This window comes from Acinetobacter sp. YH12063 (assembly GCF_013419715.1).
In the GTDB taxonomy this organism is placed as follows: domain Bacteria; phylum Pseudomonadota; class Gammaproteobacteria; order Pseudomonadales; family Moraxellaceae; genus Acinetobacter; species Acinetobacter amyesii.
Map to the genome: position 1 here is coordinate 1 of NZ_VOZO01000008.1, position 23471 is coordinate 23471.

28 protein-coding genes, 1 rRNA gene and 1 pseudogene are annotated in these 23471 nt (G+C 40.2%); 11 read left to right on the plus strand and 19 right to left on the minus strand.

Annotated elements, in window-relative coordinates:
- Positions 1–103, plus strand: a 5S ribosomal RNA gene (gene rrf, locus FTU12_RS10105); the annotation flags it as partial.
- 219 nt (positions 104–322) lie between these two features.
- Here the strand turns inward: rrf and FTU12_RS10110 are convergent.
- From FTU12_RS10110 to FTU12_RS10140, 7 genes are all read right to left on the minus strand, one after another.
- The gene (locus FTU12_RS10110) at positions 323–733 is read right to left on the minus strand and encodes a roadblock/LC7 domain-containing protein (protein ID WP_180114294.1); all 411 of its coding nucleotides are present in this window, start codon (positions 731–733) and stop codon (positions 323–325) included.
- A gap of 10 nt (positions 734–743) precedes the next feature.
- Entirely contained in the window at positions 744–1289 is a 546-nt protein-coding gene (locus FTU12_RS10115; protein WP_180114295.1) for an ATP/GTP-binding protein, read from the minus strand.
- Between the two features lie 330 nt (positions 1290–1619).
- Positions 1620–2279 carry a hypothetical protein gene (locus FTU12_RS10120; protein WP_257227310.1) on the minus strand — a complete coding sequence of 220 codons (660 nt, stop codon included), beginning with the start codon at positions 2277–2279 and terminating at the stop codon, positions 1620–1622.
- An 86-nt stretch (positions 2280–2365) separates the two neighbouring features.
- On the minus strand, positions 2366–2725 hold the full coding sequence (locus FTU12_RS10125) for a hypothetical protein (RefSeq protein ID WP_078190120.1): 360 nt from the start codon (positions 2723–2725) through the stop codon (positions 2366–2368).
- A 429-nt stretch (positions 2726–3154) separates the two neighbouring features.
- Positions 3155–3796 (minus strand): hypothetical protein, encoded by a 642-nt coding sequence (locus FTU12_RS10130; protein ID WP_180114296.1) that lies wholly within the window; start codon positions 3794–3796, stop codon positions 3155–3157.
- Positions 3797–3814: 18 nt separating this feature from the next.
- Positions 3815–4243 carry a ClpXP protease specificity-enhancing factor gene (locus FTU12_RS10135; RefSeq protein ID WP_180041717.1) on the minus strand — a complete coding sequence of 143 codons (429 nt, stop codon included), beginning with the start codon at positions 4241–4243 and terminating at the stop codon, positions 3815–3817.
- A 28-nt stretch (positions 4244–4271) separates the two neighbouring features.
- Positions 4272–4925, minus strand: coding sequence for a glutathione S-transferase N-terminal domain-containing protein (locus tag FTU12_RS10140; protein ID WP_180114297.1), 654 nt, complete (start codon positions 4923–4925; stop codon positions 4272–4274).
- A gap of 164 nt (positions 4926–5089) precedes the next feature.
- Here FTU12_RS10140 and FTU12_RS10145 point away from each other — a divergent pair, with 164 nt between their 5' ends.
- Complete coding sequence (locus FTU12_RS10145) at positions 5090–5335, plus strand: hypothetical protein (protein WP_180114298.1); 246 nt, start codon at positions 5090–5092, stop codon at positions 5333–5335.
- A 62-nt stretch (positions 5336–5397) separates the two neighbouring features.
- On the opposite strand, the gene rpsI is transcribed toward FTU12_RS10145, so the two are convergent.
- Together rpsI and rplM are read right to left on the minus strand one after the other, a co-directional pair.
- A complete protein-coding gene (rpsI, locus tag FTU12_RS10150; protein ID WP_180114299.1) occupies positions 5398–5784 on the minus strand; it encodes a 30S ribosomal protein S9 in 387 nt (128 codons plus the stop codon).
- Positions 5785–5796: 12 nt separating this feature from the next.
- The gene (gene rplM, locus FTU12_RS10155) at positions 5797–6225 is read right to left on the minus strand and encodes a 50S ribosomal protein L13 (protein ID WP_004722943.1); all 429 of its coding nucleotides are present in this window, start codon (positions 6223–6225) and stop codon (positions 5797–5799) included.
- Between the two features lie 191 nt (positions 6226–6416).
- Between rplM and FTU12_RS10160 the strand changes: the two genes are divergently transcribed.
- The 5 genes from FTU12_RS10160 to FTU12_RS10180 all read left to right on the plus strand — a co-directional run bounded on the left by FTU12_RS10160 (position 6417) and on the right by FTU12_RS10180 (position 10445).
- Positions 6417–6797, plus strand: coding sequence for a hypothetical protein (locus FTU12_RS10160; RefSeq protein WP_180114300.1), 381 nt, complete (start codon positions 6417–6419; stop codon positions 6795–6797).
- A gap of 90 nt (positions 6798–6887) precedes the next feature.
- Positions 6888–7871 carry a 4-hydroxythreonine-4-phosphate dehydrogenase PdxA gene (gene pdxA, locus FTU12_RS10165; RefSeq protein WP_180114301.1) on the plus strand — a complete coding sequence of 328 codons (984 nt, stop codon included), beginning with the start codon at positions 6888–6890 and terminating at the stop codon, positions 7869–7871.
- A gap of 21 nt (positions 7872–7892) precedes the next feature.
- Positions 7893–8750 carry a pilus assembly protein PilJ gene (locus FTU12_RS10170; protein WP_180114302.1) on the plus strand — a complete coding sequence of 286 codons (858 nt, stop codon included), beginning with the start codon at positions 7893–7895 and terminating at the stop codon, positions 8748–8750.
- A 30-nt stretch (positions 8751–8780) separates the two neighbouring features.
- Positions 8781–9593: a 16S rRNA (adenine(1518)-N(6)/adenine(1519)-N(6))-dimethyltransferase RsmA gene (rsmA, locus tag FTU12_RS10175; protein WP_180011634.1), complete on the plus strand. Its 813-nt coding sequence runs from the start codon at positions 8781–8783 to the stop codon at positions 9591–9593.
- 6 nt (positions 9594–9599) lie between these two features.
- The gene (locus FTU12_RS10180; protein WP_180050326.1) at positions 9600–10445 is read left to right on the plus strand and encodes a symmetrical bis(5'-nucleosyl)-tetraphosphatase; all 846 of its coding nucleotides are present in this window, start codon (positions 9600–9602) and stop codon (positions 10443–10445) included.
- A 53-nt stretch (positions 10446–10498) separates the two neighbouring features.
- Here FTU12_RS10180 and FTU12_RS10185 read toward each other — a convergent pair whose 3' ends face one another.
- From FTU12_RS10185 to hflX, 6 genes are all read right to left on the minus strand, one after another.
- A complete protein-coding gene (locus FTU12_RS10185; RefSeq protein ID WP_180005129.1) occupies positions 10499–10945 on the minus strand; it encodes a DUF2147 domain-containing protein in 447 nt (148 codons plus the stop codon).
- A gap of 143 nt (positions 10946–11088) precedes the next feature.
- A complete protein-coding gene (locus FTU12_RS10190; protein ID WP_168379558.1) occupies positions 11089–11538 on the minus strand; it encodes a DUF2147 domain-containing protein in 450 nt (149 codons plus the stop codon).
- A 60-nt stretch (positions 11539–11598) separates the two neighbouring features.
- Entirely contained in the window at positions 11599–12051 is a 453-nt protein-coding gene (locus FTU12_RS10195; RefSeq protein WP_111884999.1) for a DUF2147 domain-containing protein, read from the minus strand.
- A gap of 248 nt (positions 12052–12299) precedes the next feature.
- On the minus strand, positions 12300–12974 hold the full coding sequence (locus tag FTU12_RS10200; RefSeq protein WP_078190106.1) for an LrgB family protein: 675 nt from the start codon (positions 12972–12974) through the stop codon (positions 12300–12302).
- Between the two features lie 11 nt (positions 12975–12985).
- On the minus strand, positions 12986–13357 hold the full coding sequence (locus tag FTU12_RS10205; protein WP_168379556.1) for a hypothetical protein: 372 nt from the start codon (positions 13355–13357) through the stop codon (positions 12986–12988).
- Positions 13358–13400: 43 nt separating this feature from the next.
- Positions 13401–14735, minus strand: coding sequence for a ribosome rescue GTPase HflX (hflX, locus tag FTU12_RS10210; RefSeq protein ID WP_180114303.1), 1335 nt, complete (start codon positions 14733–14735; stop codon positions 13401–13403).
- Positions 14736–15147: 412 nt separating this feature from the next.
- On the opposite strand from hflX, the gene FTU12_RS10215 reads away from it, so the two are divergent.
- Positions 15148–15972: a 1-acyl-sn-glycerol-3-phosphate acyltransferase gene (locus FTU12_RS10215; RefSeq protein ID WP_180114352.1), complete on the plus strand. Its 825-nt coding sequence runs from the start codon at positions 15148–15150 to the stop codon at positions 15970–15972.
- A gap of 43 nt (positions 15973–16015) precedes the next feature.
- Here FTU12_RS10215 and FTU12_RS10220 read toward each other — a convergent pair whose 3' ends face one another.
- A complete protein-coding gene (locus FTU12_RS10220; protein WP_257224739.1) occupies positions 16016–17635 on the minus strand; it encodes a phospholipase D family protein in 1620 nt (539 codons plus the stop codon).
- A 104-nt stretch (positions 17636–17739) separates the two neighbouring features.
- Here FTU12_RS10220 and FTU12_RS10225 point away from each other — a divergent pair, with 104 nt between their 5' ends.
- Positions 17740–18750: a metallophosphoesterase gene (locus tag FTU12_RS10225; protein WP_180041733.1), complete on the plus strand. Its 1011-nt coding sequence runs from the start codon at positions 17740–17742 to the stop codon at positions 18748–18750.
- 293 nt (positions 18751–19043) lie between these two features.
- Here the strand turns inward: FTU12_RS10225 and FTU12_RS10230 are convergent, their stop codons facing one another.
- Positions 19044–20357 carry an MFS transporter gene (locus FTU12_RS10230; protein WP_180011625.1) on the minus strand — a complete coding sequence of 438 codons (1314 nt, stop codon included), beginning with the start codon at positions 20355–20357 and terminating at the stop codon, positions 19044–19046.
- A 145-nt stretch (positions 20358–20502) separates the two neighbouring features.
- Positions 20503–21144, minus strand: a complete 642-nt coding sequence (locus tag FTU12_RS10235) for a hemolysin III family protein (protein ID WP_078190100.1) — start codon at positions 21142–21144, stop codon at positions 20503–20505.
- A gap of 107 nt (positions 21145–21251) precedes the next feature.
- Between FTU12_RS10235 and FTU12_RS10240 the strand changes: the two are divergent.
- A pseudogene (locus tag FTU12_RS10240) lies at positions 21252–22475 on the plus strand (SAM-dependent methyltransferase).
- Positions 22476–22486: 11 nt separating this feature from the next.
- Positions 22487–22912 carry a GNAT family N-acetyltransferase gene (locus FTU12_RS10245; protein ID WP_257222638.1) on the plus strand — a complete coding sequence of 142 codons (426 nt, stop codon included), beginning with the start codon at positions 22487–22489 and terminating at the stop codon, positions 22910–22912.
- A gap of 79 nt (positions 22913–22991) precedes the next feature.
- Here FTU12_RS10245 and FTU12_RS10250 read toward each other — a convergent pair whose 3' ends face one another.
- Positions 22992–23330: a hypothetical protein gene (locus FTU12_RS10250; RefSeq protein WP_078190097.1), complete on the minus strand. Its 339-nt coding sequence runs from the start codon at positions 23328–23330 to the stop codon at positions 22992–22994.
- Positions 23331–23471 lie beyond the last annotated feature (141 nt).

The window sequence follows — 23471 nt, forward strand, 5'->3', positions numbered from 1 at the left end:
AGCAAGAGTGAACCACCTGATCCCTTCCCGAACTCAGAAGTGAAACCTCTTAGCGCTGATGGTAGTGTGGGGTTACCCATGTGAGAGTAAGTCATCGCCAGCTCATTATTCGAAACACCCCCTGATACGTCAGGGGGTGTTTTTTTATGTGTGAAGAAAAGAGAAAAAGCGAAAAATAAGAAGAAAAACAGAAGAACAAAATAGGAAAATAAGAAGAAATGAAAAAGAATAAAATATGAAAATGAATATGTTGTAAGTGGATAATATATGAATATTTCTCACTCAAATATAAAGTAAGACGTCCTCAATCTTTCTATCAAGGTTATTGATCCGCTGAAATAATTGATTGCGTTGCAGCTTTAAGCATATATAAGACTTGGCCTAATAAAATATCTTTGTCTGTTAGCGCCACAATAATCATGGGGTGATTTTGAGCAGAGACTGATGCAAGTATCGCTTTTCCATTTTCGGCTTCTAAGGTTATATTTTGACAACCGACCAAATGAATTTCTTTAATAAATGCTGACATCATTGCAAGGATAGAGCTGCTAACCGCAGCTAACTTGCTATTGTTATATTGCCCACGTTTGTAAACACTCGTTAGCTCAAATCCATCTGTTGAACACACCATGATGAAATGAACGCCTCGTGCATTGTTAATAATATTATTTATCTGTTCACGGGCATGTTGAATTAACTCATTCGAAGCGGTGCGTTTTGTGACATTAAACATTAATAGCTCCTTATGCGGTAATGTAGTGATTTACTTCGATTGTGGTAATTAAAGCTTCAAGTAGCAGTAAAACGTCAGATTTTTTGCGACAGTCGATAAAGAATAGGGGTGAATATAAGTCCTGACTAATTAACCAATCTTTGTAGATAGCAGTATTCGTTGAACTTGTGATTTCGTCTGTATGGGTAATTCCAATGGCTATGTTATCTGTATAGTTTTGGAAGGTTTCTAAATAGCTTTCGAGTTCACATAAGGGGTCATTAACATTATGATCAATCAGAATAATCGCCCCGATTGCGCCCTGACAAATCACTGGCCAAATAAAATCAAAACGACTTTGTCCAGGGGTACCATATAAACCTATTTTTAAACCATCTTCTAAGGTCACTTCTCCGTAGTCGATACCCACTGTGGTTTCGAGTTTTTGATGGCTGGTTTGGTCAGTGTTAAGCGCTTCAGTAAGTAAAACAGGGATATCCGAAAGTGAACGGATCGCTTCAGTTTTTCCAGCACCCATAGAACCAGCAAAGACAATTTTATATTGCTGAAGAATCATGTTTGATGTCCTATTCTAAAATCCAAATTTACGGCGTAATTTACGAAAGAAGTTTTGCAAAAAGTTCTTTTGTTCTGTTGTTTCATGCTTTTCAGGTGGCGTGTAATGTTTATCCCAAAGATTTATTTTTTTAATATTCAGTGATGCCATATTTGCAGCAATGAACTGTCGAACGGTGCTGAGGGGTATATCATATTGTTCTGCAATCGTTGATATCTTTGCGCCCTGGATAAAGCATGCAGAAAGTTGAAAAATTTGTTTATGAGATAAATGTTCAGCAGGTTTTGGCCAGCTTAAAATTCGAAAATGACCATCTTCAGGAACTGTTTGTTAAAAATTCGGAGTTTGCCAAAATAGATTCCATATCCAGTCTTGAAGGATGACGGGATGCTTTCGACTTACATGGGTCATATCTTCAATTGATGCGAAATCATATTTAAAACTAGCATCGGTGTGTTGTAGTTGACGCTCGAGGTTGAGCCAAGCTATGTTTTGTGCGGTATCGATTACCGCTATAGTGCCTAGATCATCATATAGGTGCAATTTTTCATGATTATCTTCTGCATACATTTTTTTGAAGTAATCATCTTCCAAATTAAAATCGCTAAAGCTTTGAGTTTGATTATGTTGAGCATGCTCTATCGATTCATTAAGGCCATTCTGGCTGACGAGATGTTTATCAATCCATTGATTGAGCTCTTGATTGTCATCCACGGGTAGGAACAGCGTATTATTTCTGACGCGCCCTGATTGTTGGTTGTCTTTCGAGATCTTGAGCCACGGTAAAGCGCGGCGTGTTAATATTTTTTGAATTCCTTCGGTGTTAAAAAAACGCTCATGAATAAATAGGCAATCGAGATTCACATCAGATGCACTTTTCCATTGGATATTAAAGTGCTGTGGAAAAATTGCGTAAAGCTGATGTTTGAGTTGATCTGAATCATGAATACTTAATCCAGCAATGCCGATATTGATATATTGCTTATTCATGGTGTTCCTCGACTAATTTTATTCAAATCTGTAAAACATTTTGGGAATAAAAAAACCTCTTATTGGTATAAGAGGGTTGGGTGAAATTAAGCAAAATCTAAACTTTTTTCATAGGTTTTTAATTCGTGTCGAGCCATGGCTAGGTTTGCTTTGGCACGATCTAGTACTAAATATAGGAACACAGATTCATTATTTTCCAGTGGGCGTATCAAGTGATACTGTTTTCCTAAGGTAATTAAAATATCGACAATATGATCATCTAAGTTGAGTGACTGAGCGACACGTCTTTTGGAGCGAACCACTTCAGTATTTCCAGCAGCTGCTAACTCTAAATCAATATCTCCTCCGCCTTGTGTCGCCATAGCTAGGCCACTTTCGCCGTCTACCAGTGCCGCTGCATGAAAACCGTCAATTGTTGTGAGTGATTCTAATGAAACTTTAGCCATTGTTATGCCCCTCTTTTAGGTTATACATGATTATTATTTGTAGATATTTGGGTAATTAAATTAGCGTTTTTAACTACTTAATTTAATAATAGGAAGCAAGCATTGCTTTGCAATCAAATTAATTTTTTGCTTTAAAAGGATAATATTTTCTAATTATAGTGTTTAGTTTTTGGATTAAAAAAATGTGATTTAATTTGCTGTATATATTTTTTTATGTGTTTTCGGACTTCATTTTTGATGTAAAATTTACCAAAAATTCAAATGTAATGTTTTGTAAATAGTGTGATAAAACTCGATTTTTGCAGACTAAAGCTGACTGATTTACATAAAGAAAACAAAAAGTGATCTAAAGGCGTGTAATTTAGAATATTCGATTTAAAAAAACCTGCTTAAAAAAAGCAGGTTATTGATTTAGAAAAATGAAGTCACTTAAGCAAAAATATTACAAGCTGCAGATGCCAGAATCCATAAAATCACCACTGCAACGATAGGCTCTACAATTTTTGACCAAGTTGGTACTTGTACTTCAGTTGTCACGTCATCTTGCGTATGTTGTTGATTAACCATTTGATTGAACTCCTTCATTGATGCTTCTAATGATATCTCTTCTTGCAGATTTGGTTTAGAACCAAGCAGCTCTGTTAGGCTGTTTGTTGACCAAACCCAATCATCCGCTTGACCAGAAAGATGTTCAATTTGTCCGTTAAGTAATTCTCGAATACTTTGTGATGAATGTGAGCCTGTATCATGAAGTTGTTTTAATTCATTTAATTGTAAATGAAAAACTTCTGTAGTTAGGTTTTCGAGTTCAGAGCGTTCTAATGTTGATGCATTTGAAGGGTTAGTGGTGAGATGGCGTGAAACTTCCTGAATATAGAGTTCATCAGGCTGAGTAATTTCTTGATAAACCTTTTCGCCATTAATGCGTAGCTGATGAATCAATTCACCTAAGGTTAAAGCATTAATTTCACGTAAATGTTGTCGTTTTTCTTCACGATTTAAATGACTTAAAAGCGTAGGCTTTTGAGATTCTATTTGTTCGACAAAATATTGTACTAAATCAAAAGCCATTATTCGCTTCCTTATTCTTTAATCGAGCAACCTTAAACCCGGTTTTTTCTTCGGTTGCTCTTGTTGTTCTTGGTCGTTTGATTTTAAAGCATTTTGATCATTCTGAATACCTTCATATTCTTGAGGATCGAAGAACATGCCTTGACCATTTTCACGTGCATAGATGCCTAGAACAGCAGAAAAGGGAATATAGAGGTTTTGCGAAACGCCACCAAAGCGTGCAGAGAAAGTAATCGTCTCGTTGCTCATGTGTAGCGCATGCGTTGCATGAGGTGCAATATTCAGGACAATTTGGCCATCTTGAATATATTGAACTGGCACCATCGTACCATTCTGTGTCGCATCAACAAGTAGGTAGGGCGTAAGTTGATTTTCACAAATCCATTCATAAAGTGCCCGTGTTAAGTATGGACGCGTTGGAGTGAGTTGTAGTTCCTGTTCAGACATAATGCTTACTCGAATATTTATGGAAAAATTAATTTTTTGCTAATAGCTCGCTATAGCGATTTTTTTCCTGCAATGTCATTGATTTGATAAATGCTGGGCGGCTAAAGATGCGTTGGCAATAGAGAAATATAGGGCGGCATTGCTGTTTGGGAAGCTCAATCCCCATGGCTTTTAGGCGCAGAAATATAGGCGCGAGCATACAGTCTAACATGCTAAATTGTTCAGACATAAAATAAGGATAATGCTGAAACAAGGGGGTTAGTGAAATGAGTGTATCACGTAATTGTTTTTGTGCTTTTTGCTTGGCTTTTTCATCGAGGGTATCGGGATGGCGAAGCATAATATCCGCCAGTCTTAACCAGTCTTGTTCGAAGCGCCATACATATTGACGTTGCTCTGCACGAGGCATAGGTGCATCGGCATACAGCTTATTTTGACGATAACGGTCATCCAGATATTCAGCAATAATACTGCTGTTATAGAGTTTTAGTCCATTTTCAATCATCATTGGAAGTTGATTGTATGGATTTAAACTCGCAAGATCTTCGTCTTCATCATCAGCAATAATTAAATTATGTTTGATTTGCTTCTCTGTAAGTACATAGCGTATCCAGTGTGAGCGAAAGTCATCCGCATGACTGTAAAGCGTAATCCCTTGGAGAGGTGCATTTTCGACTGACATAATCCGAGACGATGAGAAATGAATAAGATAGGATACTAAAATTAGACATTAAAATCACGGAGACTTTAGCAATATCAATGCAGCTACAGTGAAAATTACAGTTTTGTTTTATTTGATTTTATCTGATAGATTTTCATGTCATTCATTTACCTGATCATCACCGCATGATGACCATTGCACTGGTACAAAAATTATTATTTTTAGCTGCTGTTATTTTTATGGGCATTGGCTTTTATACGGCACTCGCTGGAGGTTATGCCTCTGATTATGGAGCAGAGGATGATAGTCCTGAACAAAAAAGCAAAATGACCATTTGTACAATTACACTAACACTGTCGGTTTTATGTTGTATTGCGAGTTTGAGTCTCTTTGTTTATCGGATCGTTATTCTATTTGCATCATCTTCATAAAAATCAAGGCATAAAAAAACCTTGGCATAAGCCAAGGTTTTTTGTCCGATTCGGTAAACGAATTAACGTTTAGAGAATTGAGGACGTTTACGAGCTTTACGTAAACCAAGTTTCTTACGTTCAACTTCACGAGCATCACGAGTAACGAAACCAGCTTGACGAAGAGCAGGTTTAAGAGTTTCGTCAGAAGCGATCAATGCACGAGTAATACCGTGACGGATAGCGCCTGCTTGACCACCGATACCACCACCAGCAACAGTGATGTAAAGGTCATATTTATCAGTAGCTTCTAAAAGCTCAAGTGGTTGGTTAACAACCATACGAGCAGTTTCACGACCGAAATATTGTTCTAAAGAACGGTTGTTGATTACGAGTTTACCAGTACCAGCTGATAGGAAAACACGTGCAGTTGCGGTCTTACGGCGACCTGTACCATAGTTAGTAGCCATGTGCTGTATCCCTTAGATGTCCAAAACTTGTGGCTGTTGAGCAGTATGTGGATGCTCAGTACCAGCGTACACTTTCATTTTCTTGATCATTGCATAACCAAGAGGACCTTTTGGCAACATGCCTTTTACAGCACGTTCGAAGATTTCTTCTGGTTTGTGAGCAACTAATTTTTCGAAATTAGTTTCACGAATACCACCAGGGAAACCAGTGTGGCGATAATATTTCTTATCAAGTGATTTTTTACCAGTCACTTGAACTTGCTCAGCATTGATAACAACGATGTAGTCACCAGTGTCAACGTGAGGAGTATAAGAAGTTTTGTGCTTACCGCGTAAACGACGAGCGATTTCAGTCGCAAGGCGACCTAAAGTTTTGCCAGAAGCATCAACAACGTACCAGTCGTGTTGAACTTCAGCTGGCTTAGCGCTGAGAGTTTTCATTAAACCACTACCTATTATAGTTGGTTTGGACTATGGAAGCTGTCCAAACAAAAGGAGACGCGATTCTATACGAATACGTGAAGAATCACAAATGAAAATATAAAATTTCAAGCGCTGTATTGTAGTATATTTCTTCAGCAATAAACAGCAGATAATCCAGAAATTATAAAAAAAGCGGGTGAATGTAAATCATGTCGAATTCTAATCTGTTAAAAACCACATCTGACCCCTTATTTTGGCGACATTGGTGGTATTTAATGGGCTTATGTAGCACCTTGATTTTAAGCCCAACTTTTTTGTATTTGGTGTCTTTGCATGGGGCGGATGGCGCAATCATCGTTTTGTTAATGATGCTCACTTTATTTTTCCTTAGTTATTTATTGGTTTATCTGTTGATTGGATTATTGCTTGTGGGCGGTATGTTTTTTTGGCTGATAACGAACTACCCGCAGCATGTACCGACCGTTCAGCGCGGCATTGTAATTCTTATTGCACTGATTTGGATCATTGGCATTTCAGGTTTTGCTTTCGATTTCATTCCATACAATGTCGCACAACGTAATTATTTTTGAGTTTTAGTCCGATATTTTTAGTCAATAAAATTAGGTCTGTCATGTGCATCACACAGTATAATAATGCTATTGCACACACAGGATAGACCCATGCTGCCTTTATATATCACGAGCGGTGAACCCGCAGGTATCGGACCTGATATTTGTTTGAGCTTAGCCAATCGAATAGATGAAAGGCCACTTGTGGTTCTTATTGATAAAGATTTGCTGATCAAGCGCGCTCAACAGTTAAAGCTCGAAGTTGAACTGATTGACTATGTTGGGCAGGAAGCGTCGGCAGCTCTAGGTCAGCTTTATGTGGAACATGTACCTGTGGCTAAATCTGTCATCGCAGGTCAGTTAGATGTGAACAATGCAGCCTATGTGTTGGAACAATTACGTCGTTCTGCAGATTATGCGATGTCTGGCAAAAGTGTAGGTGTTGCAACTGCACCTGTGCAAAAGTCGATTATTAATGATGCCGGTATCCATTTCAGCGGACATACGGAGTTTTATCAAGAATCTGCAGGCGTTGATCGTGTCGTGATGATGCTTGCGACCAAAACGCTCCGTGTCGCATTGGCAACTACACATTTACCGCTTCGTGATGTAGCCGATGCCATTACTCAAGAACGCTTGCATCAGGTCATTGATATTGTAATTCATGATTTAAAAACCAAATTTAAAAAAGATCATCCGCATATTTTAGTCTGCGGTTTAAATCCGCATGCGGGTGAAGATGGCTATTTGGGCATGGAGGAGATTGAAGTGATCAATCCGGTGCTAGAGCGTTATCGCGCTCAAGGGGTGAATATGAGCCTGAGCTTACCTGCCGATACTTTATTTACCCCTGAAAATTTAAAAGATGCTGATGCGGTTTTGGCGATGTATCACGATCAGGGCTTGCCTGTGTTAAAGTCGCAGGGCTTTGGCGAAGCCATCAATATCACTTTGGGCTTGCCGTTTATCCGGACTTCAGTGGATCACGGCACCGCACTGTCACTGGCGGGAAGCGGTCTTGCTAAAAGTTCGAGTTTACAGGTGGCGGTCGATTTAGCTTTAGAATTGGCGCGTGCGAAAAATAACGAAACTTAATAATAAAGGTTTGAATTTTATATGAATAATAGTGAAAAATTATTAAAAACAATACAGGAAAATAACAAGATGCTTGGGGCGAAATCGATCATTCGCCCATTTTTGGGGATTGCGTTAGCGTTGATGCTGTCAGCATGCTCAACGCTCGCTACAGATCATCATTCTTGTGACTTAAAAGTATTATCGCTGCAAATTCCGAAACAGACGGAAGGATTTATACGTTTTGCATCACCGGGTGCTGTGGATGGCTTTAAACATAATCAGCAAAAATTTAATCAAGCGCTGACCGCGATGCATAAAAAATATGCGAATCGTGGCGGTGCTGATAAAATGCTTCAAGATGGACAGGCAATCAATGCTAATATTGATCTGCTTGTACAGCATCAAAATAGCCTGAGTGCACTATATGAATATCAACTTCTTGTAAGTGAAACCATTCCAGGTATTCAAGCTGAATACAACCTTTTGGCTGATATGATGGCTAGAGCAAACAATTCAGCAATGCAAGCGATTATTGCTAAAAATCAAGTCTTTATTGCGGGACGGCTGTTGGATTCTTTGCTGAATTTAACTGATGTGAATTCTATTCATCCAGACGATTTAGATGACTTTTTAGCGGATTTTGAAACTTTCAATCTTTATTTGAAGGCTCAGCTGAATGGCAATCCTGAACTGGGTGTAGAGCGCGTAAACAATGCTGAAATGCGCGAAAGTTTGCTCTCCATTCAGGCTGAAACTGAAGAAATGATGAAATCTGAAACAATGGCTTTGTTGCAACAAAGAGAGCCATTGCTCAGTGTAATTAAAGCGGCTCGGGATAATGTGACCAAGTCCGAAGAAATTTTTGCTCGCTTGAGTGAATTTGAATCAAATCAGTAATCGTTGTAATAAACCTATGCGGAGAATTTTATGTATCAAATTAATGCCCTAAACCCAAAAGATGAAGGGCATCACACGCGTAAGCGGTTTGGACAGAATTTCCTACATGATCAACGTGTTATTGCCAAAATTGTACGTTCGGTAAATCCGCGTACTGGTGACAATATTGTCGAAATTGGTCCCGGCCTTGCTGCGCTTACATCGCCTTTAATTGGTGAATGCGATGCTTTAACTGTGGTTGAGCTGGACCGTGACTTAGCCGCAGGTTTGCCGGGTCGTGTGCCACATCCTGAGCGCTTGACCATTGTTGAAACCGACGCGCTGAAATATGACTTTACCGAGCTGTTTGCCGAAGGCCGTCCTCTGCGCGTGGTTGGCAACTTGCCGTATAACATCTCGACTCCGCTGCTGTTTCATCTCTTGGAGTTTGGCGACAAAGTCAAAGACATGCACTTCATGCTGCAAAAAGAAGTCGTGGACCGTATTACCGCTTCACCGAATACTAAAGAATATGGTCGTTTATCGGTGATGATTCAATATTTCTGCAAACCGACGTTTTTATTTGAAGTGCCACCGGGCTCATTTAATCCGCCGCCAAAAGTCACCTCTGCGGTATTCCGTTTAGAGCCTTATGCCGTTAAACCGATTATGGCGAAAGATGAAAAAGCGCTTGCGCGTTTAGTTTCACATGTCTTTACTCAGCGCCGCAAGACCTTGCGTAACAGCTTAAAAGGCATGTTGGTTGAAGATGGTTTTGAAAATGCAGGGGTTGATCCAATGGCGCGTCCAGAAACCCTAACACTTGCAGAATTTGTCGCATTAGCAGATCAAATGGTGGCTTAAATAATTATGACTCGCAATATTCGCTATAACTATGTCATTGGTGATGTTCAAGGCTGTTTTGAAGCATTAAAAGCTTTACTGAAAGAGATTAAGTTTGATGCAGACCAAGATTTTATATGGTTTGCCGGTGATCTCGTCGCACGGGGTGAAAACTCGGTAGGCGCTTTGCGGTTCATCAAAAAATTAGTGGATAGTGAAGTTGCGGCGACGGTACTGGGCAATCATGATCTGACTTTGCTGGCATGCGCTCGCGGTATTAAGGATATCAATCCTAAAGACAATATCGATGATGTGATTCACGCTTTAGAAAGTGATGATTTGATTGATTGGTTACGCAAGCAGCCGCTGTGTCTATTTCCGAATGAGCAAACCATTTTGACTCATGCGGGTATTCCTTTGAATTGGACTGCGCAGCAAACCGCAGACTTGGCAAAGGAAGTGGAAGCGGTGATTGGTCATGACGACTTTGATGTGGTCGATGCGTTTCTTCAAGTGATGTACGGTAAAGAGCCGAACCTATGGTCGGATGATTTGTCTGGTCATGCGCGCTTACGCTGTATTACCAACTATTTGACCCGCATGCGCTTAACCGATGCAGAAGGTCGATTAGAGTTCAGTTTTAAAGATTCACTCGATGACCCTATGCCGAAGGGTTTTAAGCCATGGTTTGAGTTTGAGTCACAAGCAGCTCAGACCCATCAAATTCTTTTTGGTCATTGGGCTGCTTTACAAGGAAAAAGCATTTCAGCAAAAATCCAAAATGTGGATGGCGGATGTGTTTGGGGCAATCAGTTGATGGCCTATCGTTTAGAAGATCAGTGCATGTTTGCGGTCGATAATCCTGTAATGTAAGTATTTAAAAATAAAAAAGCCGCATTCGTGCGGCTTTTTTATTGGTGTGTGGATTAGTCTAAACGAATCCAAGTTTGGTTACGACCCAAGACTGAAACGCCAATACTTGCACGGATCGAAATACGTTTTCCTGTGCTGTTTAAGCGGACTTTAGCATCATAAACTTTGCCAGAAAGAGGGTCGATAATACGACCTTTTTCATAATTATTCGTATTATTAATTTGCTTTAAACCTTTAACAATTTCCATGCCGAGAATCGGTTGGTTGGTATAAGGCGCAGGGCACTTATTACAGTTTTTTTGCGGTGTATAGCCCGGACGTGGTGTAATTTTAATAATTTTACCGGTATAGGTATTATTTGATTCTTTGTGAATCGAAATAATTGCTTTTGCAGCTCCTGTTTTATCGTCAATTTGTTGCCATGTGCCAGCAATGTCATTTGCAAATGCAACATTCATCATACCCAATGTACATAGGCTGAATAATATTTTTTTAAACATGATCGCTTGTCCCCGAGAAGCATGATTTATGAGCACGTATGTTAGAAAGTTTATGAGAATAGTCAACTTTAATTTAAAAATAATTTGAAGATATTCGGAATAAGAAAAACCGCCATGTCGGCGGTTTTTTTACTTGTTTGGGGTTACTCTTGGCGAATCCAAGTTTGGCTACGACCAAGTGCAGAAACACCCATATAACCCCGTAAAGTTAGGCGTTTCCCACTGGCATTTAAACGGATTTTTGTGTCGTAAACTTTGCCTGAAAGAGGGTCAATAATACGGCCTTTGTCGTAGTTATTAGTGCCTTCAATATGTTTTAAACCTGTTAAGATATCAAGGCCTAAGATTGGCTTGTTTTTGTAGGGTGCAGGGCAGTTTACGCAGGTGTCGCGTGGTGTATAGCCCGGACGCGGCGTCACTTTGATGATTTTACCCACGAATGTGCCATTACTTTCTTTACGGATTTCAATAATGGCTTTTTGTGAACCTGTTTTATCATCAATTTGTTGCCAAGTCCCTGAAAGGTCTTGAGCAAAAGCTGAACCACTCATTACAGCAGCTAAGAATAAGAGGCTCACTTTTAATTTTTTCATCAGATATTCCCTGTAGGTGGTTCACCTATATCAAATCAATTTACTGAATAAATTTAAAATTTATTCAGCGCGAATCCATGTCTGTGTACGACCAATTGCGGAAATCCCCAGATATCCACGTAAATGTAAGCGCTTACCATTGGCAGAAATTTTGCCTTTTAAGCTGTAAATTTTGCCTGCTAAAGGATCAATAATTTTTCCTTGAGAGTAGGTATTTTCACTTTCAAGTTTCAGCCCCTTAAATACATCCATCCCTAAAATAGGCTGGTTGGTATAAGGTGCAGGGCAATTCACACATTTTTCCTTTGGTGTATAACCCGGACGTGGCGTCACTTTCACAATTTTGCCGGTATAGGTGTCTTTGGCATCTTTTCGAATTTCGATCAGTGCTTTAGGCGAACCGGTTTTATCGTCAATTTGTTGCCAAGTCCCTGTAAGATCTTGAGCATAGAGTGCAGAGCTTGTGACTACAGCACCAAATAATGCAGCCCATTTCAAACTTTTTTCGATCATATTAATAATCCTTTATCAATACACTTTGTGAGGGTTTATTGATCATACTAGGTAATATTTGGACTTAGAGCAACTACTCTAAGCCTAAATATTTACATTTTATTCGGGAAAGTTGACATGTTGCACAAAAGTGACTTTACCAAAAATGTAACATCCACAGCACATCGTTCAATGTGTTGTGGCGTACCCTTGAATTTATATTAAGTTTATTTTTTATACAAAACAATCATTTAAAAGTGATTGCTCAGTCACATATTTTGTAGATAGAGTATGAAAGTTGGCAACCAGATTGCTGTGAAGACTGCATTTACCGCCATGCCAAATGCTGCATAGCGCCCAGCAATGCTGCCGCGCTGCCAAGCTTGAGCTGTGCCAATCGCATGTGCAGCAAGTCCTAAGGCGAGTCCTGATGCACGTTCATCATGAATATTTTTGAGTATGATGGGTGAAAATGCTGCGCCAATCACCCCTGATAAAATCACAATCAAAATCACCAAAGGAATCGGGGAATGCAGCAGCGTCGCAATGTTGATGGCAATTGGGGTGGTCACTGCCCGTGTAGCAAAAGCCATAATGGTTGGATCTGACAAATGCAATAAATAAGCCAGCCCCATAGGGAGGGCAACGGCACTGATACTGGCAAAGACTAAAATCCCGCCCACGGCTTTTAATGGCAAGTCATCGTAGCGCATTGCTGCTAAAGGAATGGCCAAGGCCACTGTGACATAGCCGAGTAAGTTATTGAACAGTGGATTGACCTGTGCCATATAACTTTCATAGGAAATGCCAAAAAGATAGAGCATACCAATGACGAAAAACATCCCAATCACAATCACGGGGATTTGCGGTAATTTTTTATTAATGGGTTTTGCGACAAGATAGGCGATCAGGGTAATGATGAATCCAGAGATGATTGAAAGCATGTTGATTCTCCTTATAGCCATTTCTTAGACATTTTTGCGTAGACCCACAGCGGTATGAGGGTGCTGACAAAGAGAACAATCAAAAACATTGGAATTTCATCACCTAAATGCATCATCATCAGCAATGAGCCTGCACTAATGGGTAAGAAGGCAAAGGCACTTTCTTTCATGATTTTATTATTGGTATCGACCAAACTGGCTGGAATTTTGTTGAATTTTCTCCAAAATGAAAGCACGATCAGCAAGCTAATCAGTCCGACGAGATTACCTAATTCTGGGTGACTGAATTGCTTCATGACCCAGACCGCACCTTCACGGAAAAGAATAATTAATGCAAGAGTGCCTATCCAGGCTTTCCAGTCGATGCGCTTGATCCAGTCCATTTTTGTCTTTCGTTAAAATTATACAAATCAAGTTTTAACCGATTTAATCTTTAATTTCAAATTCTTCAAGAGGATGTTGGAATTGTTGCGCACGTGTTCCCAAAATTTCATCAATGGGTAAATGCGCCTGTTTAATCAGTTGTTCTAACTTATGTGGGGCAATGATGACATGCAAAATTAAGTTGCCTTGTTCATCATAACTTTCATTTTGGATCACATTGAGCGCATATAGTTGTGTTCTTAATTTACCATAAGCCGGTTTTAGATGGACTTCAAAGCTTTGAATTTGACCCATTAAGCATTCTTGAACCGCTTGGCGTAATAAGGGTAGACCTTTACCACTATGCGCTGAGACATAAACACGTTCCGGCTGATGAGGCTTGCCATAGATGATTTTAGGATCTTCACCACTGACATCAATTTTGTTATAAACGCGCAGAATCGGAACATCGACACCAATTTCTTTCAGTACTTTTTCGACAGCCTCGATTTGTTCCATCATGTCTGGACTGCTGGAGTCAATGACATGTAACAATAAGGTCGCCTCCAAGGTTTCTTCTAAGGTGGCTTTAAAGGACTCGACCAATGAGTGCGACAAATTACGCACAAAACCTACGGTATCAGCGAGAACTAAGTTGCCGATGCCATCCCAATGTAGACGGCGTAAAGTTGGGTCAAGTGTCGCAAAAAGTTGGTCTGCTGCATAGACATCACTTTTTGCTAAATTATTAAATAAGGTCGATTTACCCGCATTGGTATAACCGACCAATGACACGGTCGGAACTGCGGCTTTTTGACGTGCCACACGACCTTGCATACGTGTTTGGCGGACTTTCTCAAGTTTTGCTTTGAGTTGTCCCATGCGGAGCTTGAGTAGACGACGGTCGGTTTCTAGCAGGGTTTCACCCGGGCCACGTAAGCCAATCCCGCCTTTTTGGCTATCGAGATCGCCACGACTACGAATCAGCCGTGAAGCCATATGTTGTAATTGGGCCAATTCAACTTGCAATTTACCTTCATAGGTACGTGCGCGTTGGGCAAAAATATCTAAAATTAATTCCGTGCGATCAACCACACGACATCGCATGATGCGTTCAAGATTACGTGCTTGGGCAGGGGTGAGGGCATGGTCAAAGATGACCAATTCGGCTTCATGCTCTGCAACCACGTCTGCAATTTCTTCAGCCTTCCCTGAGCCGATAAATAATTTGGCATCCGGCTTAATACGCTGAGCATGCACATGTTGCAGAATATTGGCACCTGCAGATTGAGCTAGTAAGTGGAATTCTTCGGCATCAAGGTCTGCGAGCATTTGTACTGCCACGCTGACTAAAATTACGCGTTCACCGCTCGCTTGATGTTGATTTAAATTTTCCACTCAGCACACACTCCTGTTTAAAGATTCATTTTAGGCGAAAATGCAGTGCGAGGGTTAATCTAAGTGAGGGATTAATGACTAAGTTACTGTATGACCTGTTGTTCAATTAGAGAGAGCTGCGAAAGCTCAGCGCCAATAAAAAAAGCACACTCATATATATCAATGAAAAACCAGCAATGGCTTTTAAAGCTTGCCATGAAGAAATAGGGGGATTGTCCGAATGTGAGTGATTCATAATTCATAACCTTAAAAACCGATATAAAAATGATATTTGATTTTTAAAAACGATTAAAATGGGAAAATATTATCTTCGACTTCGGTTTTTATGATCAATGCAAAAAAACTGTCTTCGGTATATGATGATGAAAATTTACGCCAAATTGTGGCACCGTGTCCTTTTAGTGAACCGTTTATGAATCAACCTCAAATCGTCAATACACCGCAAATTAATGTGTTTTCAAAATTTTATTTGTATTGTAAAAAAGTCGGTGCAGCAGCTGTTGCCGTGACGCAGGGTTTTTATTTGGTTTATCGTCATCAATTGTATAAAGACCCGAATAACCCGCAAAATACCCGCTATGTGCAGTATTTTTGTCGCAAGTTATGCAAAGTATTTAATCTTGAAGTCAAAGTGCATGGCGAAATTCCACGTCAACCAGCCCTTTGGGTAAGTAATCATATTTCATGGTTAGATGTGGCAGTTTTGGGTTCTGGCGCACGTGTTTTCTTTTTGGCGAAAGCTGAGATTGAAAAATGGCCAGTGCTGGGTAATTTGGCGAAAGGCGGTGGCACCTTATTTATTAAGCGTGGCTCTGGCGACTCGATTAAAATTAAAGAACAAATTACGGGCTTCTTAAAACAAGATACGCCGGTACTCTTTTTTCCAGAAGCCACCACTTCAGATGGCAGCAAAATTAAAAAAATTCATGGTCGTATTTTAGGTGCGGCAATTGAAGCCGAACGTCCAGTCCAAATTTGCTTAATTTGCTATGTGAATCAGGACGGTGAACTCGATAATATTGCGCCCTATGTCGGAGACATTAGCTTTGATCGACATGTCAAAAAAGTCTTAGAAATGCCGAAAGTCACAGCGCATCTGATGACATTGCCCGCAATTGATTCGGCAGGCCATACTGTTGACAGTCTGACACAAGAAGTGCAGCAAAAAATGAATCAGGGATTAGCAGATCTTCAAGCTAAAGTTCTTAAAGCGCCAGTTCCAGTTGAAGCTAAATAATTTAATGATACAGGCTGCAGGGGATGCCTTTGCAGCACAATCCTTACATAAAGCCTTCGAGCGGCAACCAAGAGATAAATTTCACTCCCGCTTTTTGCCACCACTTGATTTTCGGTTCACGTGGATAAATACGCGTTTGACCATTTGACAGCTTAATTTTCCAATTGATCTGTTGGTCTGCATTGAGCACCAACTTATAGGCATATTTACTTAAATTTTCATCCATGGTGTAGTGGACGGCTTTGGCTAAGCGTGGGCTATTCAGTAATACCCCAATTTCAGTATTTAAATATGCTGAACGTGGATCAAAGTTAAATGAGCCGATAAAGACTTGTTTTTCATCAATTGCCATCAGTTTGGCATGCAGGCTTGAACGGCTTAAACCTTTTAGACTAACTTTAGATTTTTCCGCCAACTCTTTGGTATTGGTGTTGAGGTTTTCTGCATCAGGTCTAGAGAGAAATTCATAGAGTTGAACGTCGTGTTCCAAGAGATCTTGACGATATTTGCTATAAAAAGCATGAACCAATGGTACGTCATTGGCCTGGAATGAGTTGGTCAAGACTCTGACTTTTACGCCATCTGCACGAAGGTTTTTTAGGCGTTCAGCCCCTTTTTTTTCTGGGACAAAGTAGGCTGAAACGATATCGACACTTTGTTCCGGTTTATCTAAACGGTTGAGGAGCTGAAAGTTAAGGTGCTCTTCTTTTTTGGCTTTAGATTTGATTTTGCTCGGGGAGTCTTTGACGACTTCGGCTTTGACCCAGTCAAATTGGATTTTATTATTGAGCCAGTCATCAAAGGCATGTGAACGGTTAGCTAAGTCCAAATAATTGACCACAGTGGCTTCTTGGTTATAGTCATCGAGTTGTTGTTTGAGACTGTCGAAGCGCAAACTATAGTGGCGTGGATTGACCAATTGACGTACTGGAAAGGCATAATCATCATTCCAATATTCGTCAAAAGAATGGATGATTTCATCGGATGCCGCACCGACCAACATGACGTCGACATCGGAAAATTGATAATTATCACTGACGTTATAGTATTGGTTACTCATATTGCGACCACCAATCAGAGCAATTTGATTGTCTGCAATAAAGCTTTTGTTGTGCATACGGCGGTTGATGCGTTTTAGATCCAGCACCATATCGACAGGGCGGAAATGTCGGAAGCGGTAGGGATTATACAGTTTGACATCAATATTGGCATGTTGGTCGAGTGCCATATAAATGCCTTCCATTTTTTTGGCATTGTTGTCATCGACCAATAAACGAATTTTCACCCCACGATCTGCAGCTTTGATCATGGCATGTAGGGCCAAAGCACCAATTTTGTCGTTATCCCAAATATAGTATTGTAGATCTAAACTTTTTTCGGCTTTATTGATTAGCTCGATTCGAGCCGCTAAGGCTTCTAATGGGTCATAAAGAACGTGGTAACCGGTTAAGTTAGGATTTTGTTCCCGTAGCGGCAACACAATTTTGGCAAGGCTAGTATCGTCTGTAGGAGTATTAAAGGCATATTCCACAGGTTGAGTGTGCTGTTTAGGCAAGGTACTACATGCAGATAAAGTCAAAACAAGGCTACAACTCAGCAAAACCGCCTTAGTGCGGTTGTGTATGAAGGGCAAATTTTGCTGTTTCGGTGTAGCTGAGTTCATACTGTTAGACATACTAAAAAATTTGATTTGAGTATAAGTGTCAGCTGTGAAAAGATAAATATAGTGACCGAGTTTTCTCGTTAGGCAAATTGTAGAGCAAATGTATGTGGGAATTAGATTCCGTAGTGATGTATTTTTATATCGGGTTGGCTGTGCTGGGCGTTTGGGCAATATCCCAAGCTTGGTTAAGCCAGTCGCGCACGGAAACGATTCATCCGTTTAAAGCCTTCGTACATTTGTTGGCGTTTTATCTCTCGTATTTACTTATCCCTTTATTCTTCTTTAGCTTTTATGCAGGCTGGAGTGGCTATTATTCACTACATGAAGCGATTTTTGTCGGTGCTGTTACGGGGCTTTTGTGCTATGCCCGATTTATCGAGCCGCACATGATTCAGGTGAAAAAATGTCAATATCAATTGCATGAAACACGACAATTATTAAAGCCTGTACGCATTGCCTTAATTGGTGATTTACACATTGGTTTATTTTCAGGTCATGAACGTCAGTTAAAAATGATCGTCGATAAAATCAATGCGCAAAATCCTGATTTGGTCGTGGTTGCAGGGGATTGGACTTATGAGCCTGAAAATAAGTTGGCTGAAGAACTGGCTGTACTGAAAAATATTATTGCGCCGATTTATTCGGTGAATGGTAATCATGATGAGCAATATCCCGGCCCGCCTATTCAAGCGTTATTAAAACATGCATTAGAAAGTAATCATGTGGTGGATATCGAAGGGCAAGTGGTGGAATTTAATGAGTTTCGCTTATTAGGCGTTGGGGACTTATGGGCTGGTAAAGCCGATATGCGCTATTTGCCAGAATTGCCACAAGATAAACCTTGGATCATTTTGTCGCATAATCCAGATACCGTTGATATGGTACCTAAACTGCCAGGACGACCATTGATGTTGTCGGGTCATACACATGGTGGACAAGTGGAATTGCCATGGTTGACCGATTATGTAATGAAAAAAGTGTCGATTTTAGGTCATAAAAAAGGGCTATATCAGCATGACAATGCAGATGTCTTTGTCACTGTTGGTACGGGCATGGTTGGGGTGCCTTTTCGTTTTCTTGTGCCACCGACCATTGATATTATCGAGTTGGTTTAATCAAAAACTACCGTTCATTATCGCTAAACGGTTTGGTGACTGTTCCTCTTGATGAAGAGCTACAAACCTTGTTTTGTTAATAAAATTGAACCGTGCCATTAAACATTTGCTGTTTGAAGTTGAGTGAATGACCGTGTCTTGGAACAGATGATGTGTATTGCTCAGTTGGATCTAAGCTGCATTCATGAATTACATCAAAATGCTGTCAACTACAGAGTATTCATCAGTTCATTGACTCAATTTGAGACATAAAAAAGCCAGCAATAGGTGCTGGCTTTTTTATTATGTGCAGATTAAACCTGATTATTCACATCATCATTTTTAGTTTCACGAATCATTAAGAACGCGATCAATGAAAGGATTGATGCTGCAGTCAGGTAGTAACCTACTGCATATAAACCATAGCCAGTTGCAAGTTTAGTTGCGATCAATGGCGCGAAAGATGCACCAAAAATACCTGCCATGTTAAAGGTTAAAGCTGAACCTGTGTAACGTACAGACGTTGGGAAGATTTCAGACAATACCGTACCAATTGGACCATAGGTTAAACCCATGATCGCAAGACCGATACATAGGAATAAGAACACCATCGCAGTACTGCCAGACTCAAGCATGCTTGAGAAGACTAAGCCAAACAATGCAGATACAACACACACCGCAATCGAAGTCGCTTTACGACCAAATTTTTCAGCAAATACAGCAGAAAGTGGAATGAAGGCAGCAAAACAAAGTGTGGCAACCAGTTGAAGTTTTAAAAACTCTTCACGTGTGTAACCGAGCTGAGTTGTACCCCATTGTAAAGCGAATACGGTAGTTAAGTAGAACACGACGAATGTACAAATCGCGGCAATCGTACCGAGAATTAACATACCCCAGTGCTTAGTGATCACTTCTTTGAACGGAATATTTACTTCTTTTTGCTTATCCAAAACTTTTTGGAACGCTGGTGTTTCATGTAATTTTAAACGAATCCACAGACCGACAATAACCAATAGCGCACTTGCAATGAATGGAATACGCCAACCCCATTGCATAAACTCAGCTTCAGACATGAAGTGACCTAAGGTCAAGAATGAGCCTGTTGCAAGAATAAAGCCGATTGGCGCGCCCAATTGAGGGAACATACCATACCAAGCACGTTTGCCTTCTGGCGCATTTTCAGTTGCAAGTAGCACGGCACCTGACCATTCACCACCTAAACCCAGACCTTGACCTAAGCGACAAAGTGCAAGCATGAGCGGAGCAGCGATACCAATTTGAGCATAGGTTGGAAGCAAGCCGATACATACTGTAGAAATCCCCATGGTGAGGAGAGCGGCAACTAATGTGGCTTTACGACCGATACGGTCACCTAAATGGCCAAAGAATGTTGCACCAATCGGGCGAGCAATAAAGGCAATCGCAAACGTTGCTAGAGATTGAATCGTTGCGGTTGTTGGATCTGTACTTGCAGGGAAGAACAGATGCGGGAAGATAATTACAGCCGCAGTTGCATAGATGTAGAAATCGAAGAATTCGATTGTGGTACCTACAAGACTTGCTGTAAGTACGCGGAATTTTGAATTTGTTGGTTGCTGTTCAGTGGCAGCAGCACTTGAAGACGCCATGGTGGACCTTACACTTACTAAAAATAATTGAACTTAGTTTTAAAAGCGTAATCTTTTTAAAAAAGGCGTAATTTCTTAAAAAAATACGAAATACCAACTTACGAACTGCGGGATTAGGGTCACTAAAGAATGCAGTGTCAGTGGGTTATATCACGTAGAGATAAATCGACAGGAAATGTGATCCTGCACCTATCAATACAAAAATATGCCAGATAGCGTGTGTATATCTTACCTTTTTTAAGGCATAAAACAATGCACCGATTGTATAAGATAGCCCGCCAATGATCAGGTAGGTTAAAGCTTGATCAGATAAAAAGCGTTGCATATCATCCATTACCAGTACTGCAAGCCATCCCATCACCAAATAGGCAATCAACGAAATCTTTTGAAAACGATGAATGAAAATTAATTTGAATAGTGTTCCAATTGCAGCAATGACCCACAGTGCAATGAGTAAATAATGCGCTTTTGCGGTAGGCAATGCGATTGCCAGAAACGGGGTGTAAGTACCTGCAATTAAATAATAGATTGCGGTATGGTCGAGTTTTTTGTACCAACCACGGCGCTCAGGAGATTCTGCGAAGTGATATAGACTCGAAGCCGAAAATAATAACAGCATACTGAATGCATACACCCAAAGTGCAAGCCATTGTCCAGTTGGAAGATATGATCCTTTTAAAATCAGTAGGATACCTGCGATGGCAGACAACGCTGCACCGAAAGCATGGGTATAGAAATTCAGTCTTTCTTCAGCTGGGTCATAAGCTAAAAGATGGGGAGTATTCATAACGTATCTTTTATAATAATTTAAATATACACATGTATAGTAATTCAATTTTGCTTTTGGTGTAAGAAGATTTAAAATTGTTTTGCAAATTTATCTAGGTTTATATTATGTCATCTTTGGCTTCTCCCTCTACGCAAGAGCAGCAATTTTTAGCGGCCTTTCAGCAAGCCATTGAAACACAGCGTTTTGATCGCATGATCTTGAGTCAGTATAAAGGTGAATTAGACCAATTAGAAAAAATGACCTTACGAGTCATTTCGCTGTAAGGTGAGTCATTTCTCAGCTGTTTATATCGTTACAAAACTCAAGATATCACCAAAAATTATCCAATCGTATCTGCATATCAACAAGTCGAAAGTTTATTGAGTTGTTGTAAGCAAGCCAACCTGATGACCTTAGATGAAGAAATTCAGCTTAAGAAAAATAAAAAGAAAGCCATGCTAAGCATTAGCAAAAAGCAGCCTGCTTTAGGGAAAAATCCTACGGAGCAGCAAGGGCATGATCGAGCAAAACATCGCTATGTCGATCAAGACAGTTATTTCTTACAGCCACTCGGTATTACGGATGCCAAAGCACAAATTATTCAGAGCATGGCGCGTAAATGGAAACAAATTAATAAATTTGTAGAAATTTTTTCAGGCGCTTTAAGTCAGATTAAAGAGACTGATCAATCTCTACATGTTGTAGATTTTGGTTCAGGCAAGGGATATCTAACTTTTGCATTATATGATTATTTAGCAAAACACCAGCAAGTGCCTAAAGTGACTGGGGTTGAGCTGAATCCAAAAATGGTGGAATTTTGCCAAAGCGTTGCTCAGCAGTCGAATTTCAGCCAACTGGATTTTTTCCAAGGCGATGTTCGTACCTATGCGCCTGAGCGCTTAGATGTCATGATTGCGCTGCACGCCTGTGATGTGGCAACGGACTTTGCGATTCATACCGGCATTCGATTAAATGCGCAAATGATCATGTGTGCGCCGTGTTGTCATAAAGAACTGCGTCCGCAATTGAAAGCGCCGCAAGTACTTGCGCCGATGTTGCAATTTGGCATTCATGCCGGCCAGCAAGCAGAAATGCTCACCGACACGATTCGTGCACTTTTATTGAAAGCATATGGTTATGAAACCAAAGTCTTTGAATTTGTGGCACTTGAACATACCAGTAAAAATAAAATGATCTTGGCAACCAAACGTGCAGACTATGTCGAACCTGATCAAGCGGTATTGGCGCAGATCCAAGCTTTAAAAGACATGTATGGCATTCAAAAGCATTCGTTAGAATTATTGTTGAATGATCAATGGGACCAGCAAGATATTGGCTGTAAATGCTAAAGGATGAAGGGATGCAGCAGTTAAATATTCAATTCGGTCCGTGGGAGCAACTGGCATCTGCAGCTCGGCCGATACGTGAACAGGTCTTTATTTTAGAACAGCAGATATCGCCCGAAGATGAATGGGATGCAGAAGATGAGATTTCACTGCATTTTATTGTTCATGATGGGATGAAAGCTATTGCAACTGCTCGTTTGTTGAAAAATAACAGTATAGGCCGTGTTGCTGTTTTAAAGGCTCATCGCGGTCAGGGGATTGGTAAAATCTTGATGCAAGCCATCATTCAACAAGCGACATTAGAGCAACGTGAATATTTAAAACTATCTTCACAAGTGCATGCTATCCCTTTTTATGCAGCGTTGGGTTTTGTTGTTGAAGGTGATGAATATTTAGATTGTGGTATTCCGCATCAAGATATGTATATGGCTTTGGCTTAAATACTTAAAATTGGACAGCTATAAATAAAAAACGCTTAATATTTTAAGCGTTTTTTATTTGTATAGATTGGGTCAAAGCTTAGTGGCCATGATCATTCGATGCAGTAGGTTCAGGGCTCATGTCATCCATATGTGCATGTTGTTCTTCAGTCATATGCATATCTGCTGCAGTCGGTGCAGATGCTTCACGAGCTGCTTGATCAGCTTGCGCCTTTTTCAACGCTTCTTCTGACATCACAGGGGCATTTTTAAATGCATGCTGTTGAGTATTGTCTTTTTTCTGTTGGCTCGGCATATAGTCTGGTTCATTGGTCACAGCAAGCCAGAAAATACCCATGAATAGCGCACCTAAAATACAGAAGATAATCAGTGCTTTCCAGCCCCACGGTGATTTTTCAGGAGAAGTATGATCAGTCATAACAAGCTACTCAATCGGATAAAAAGAAATCAAAAAACTTGTTACTTTATAACATAAAACAGATGAGAGTTCGCGTAAAATCTAGACTTGTTTGCAAACACGCGAATGCGAAGGAAAATTAAAAGGAGCCGAAGCTCCTTT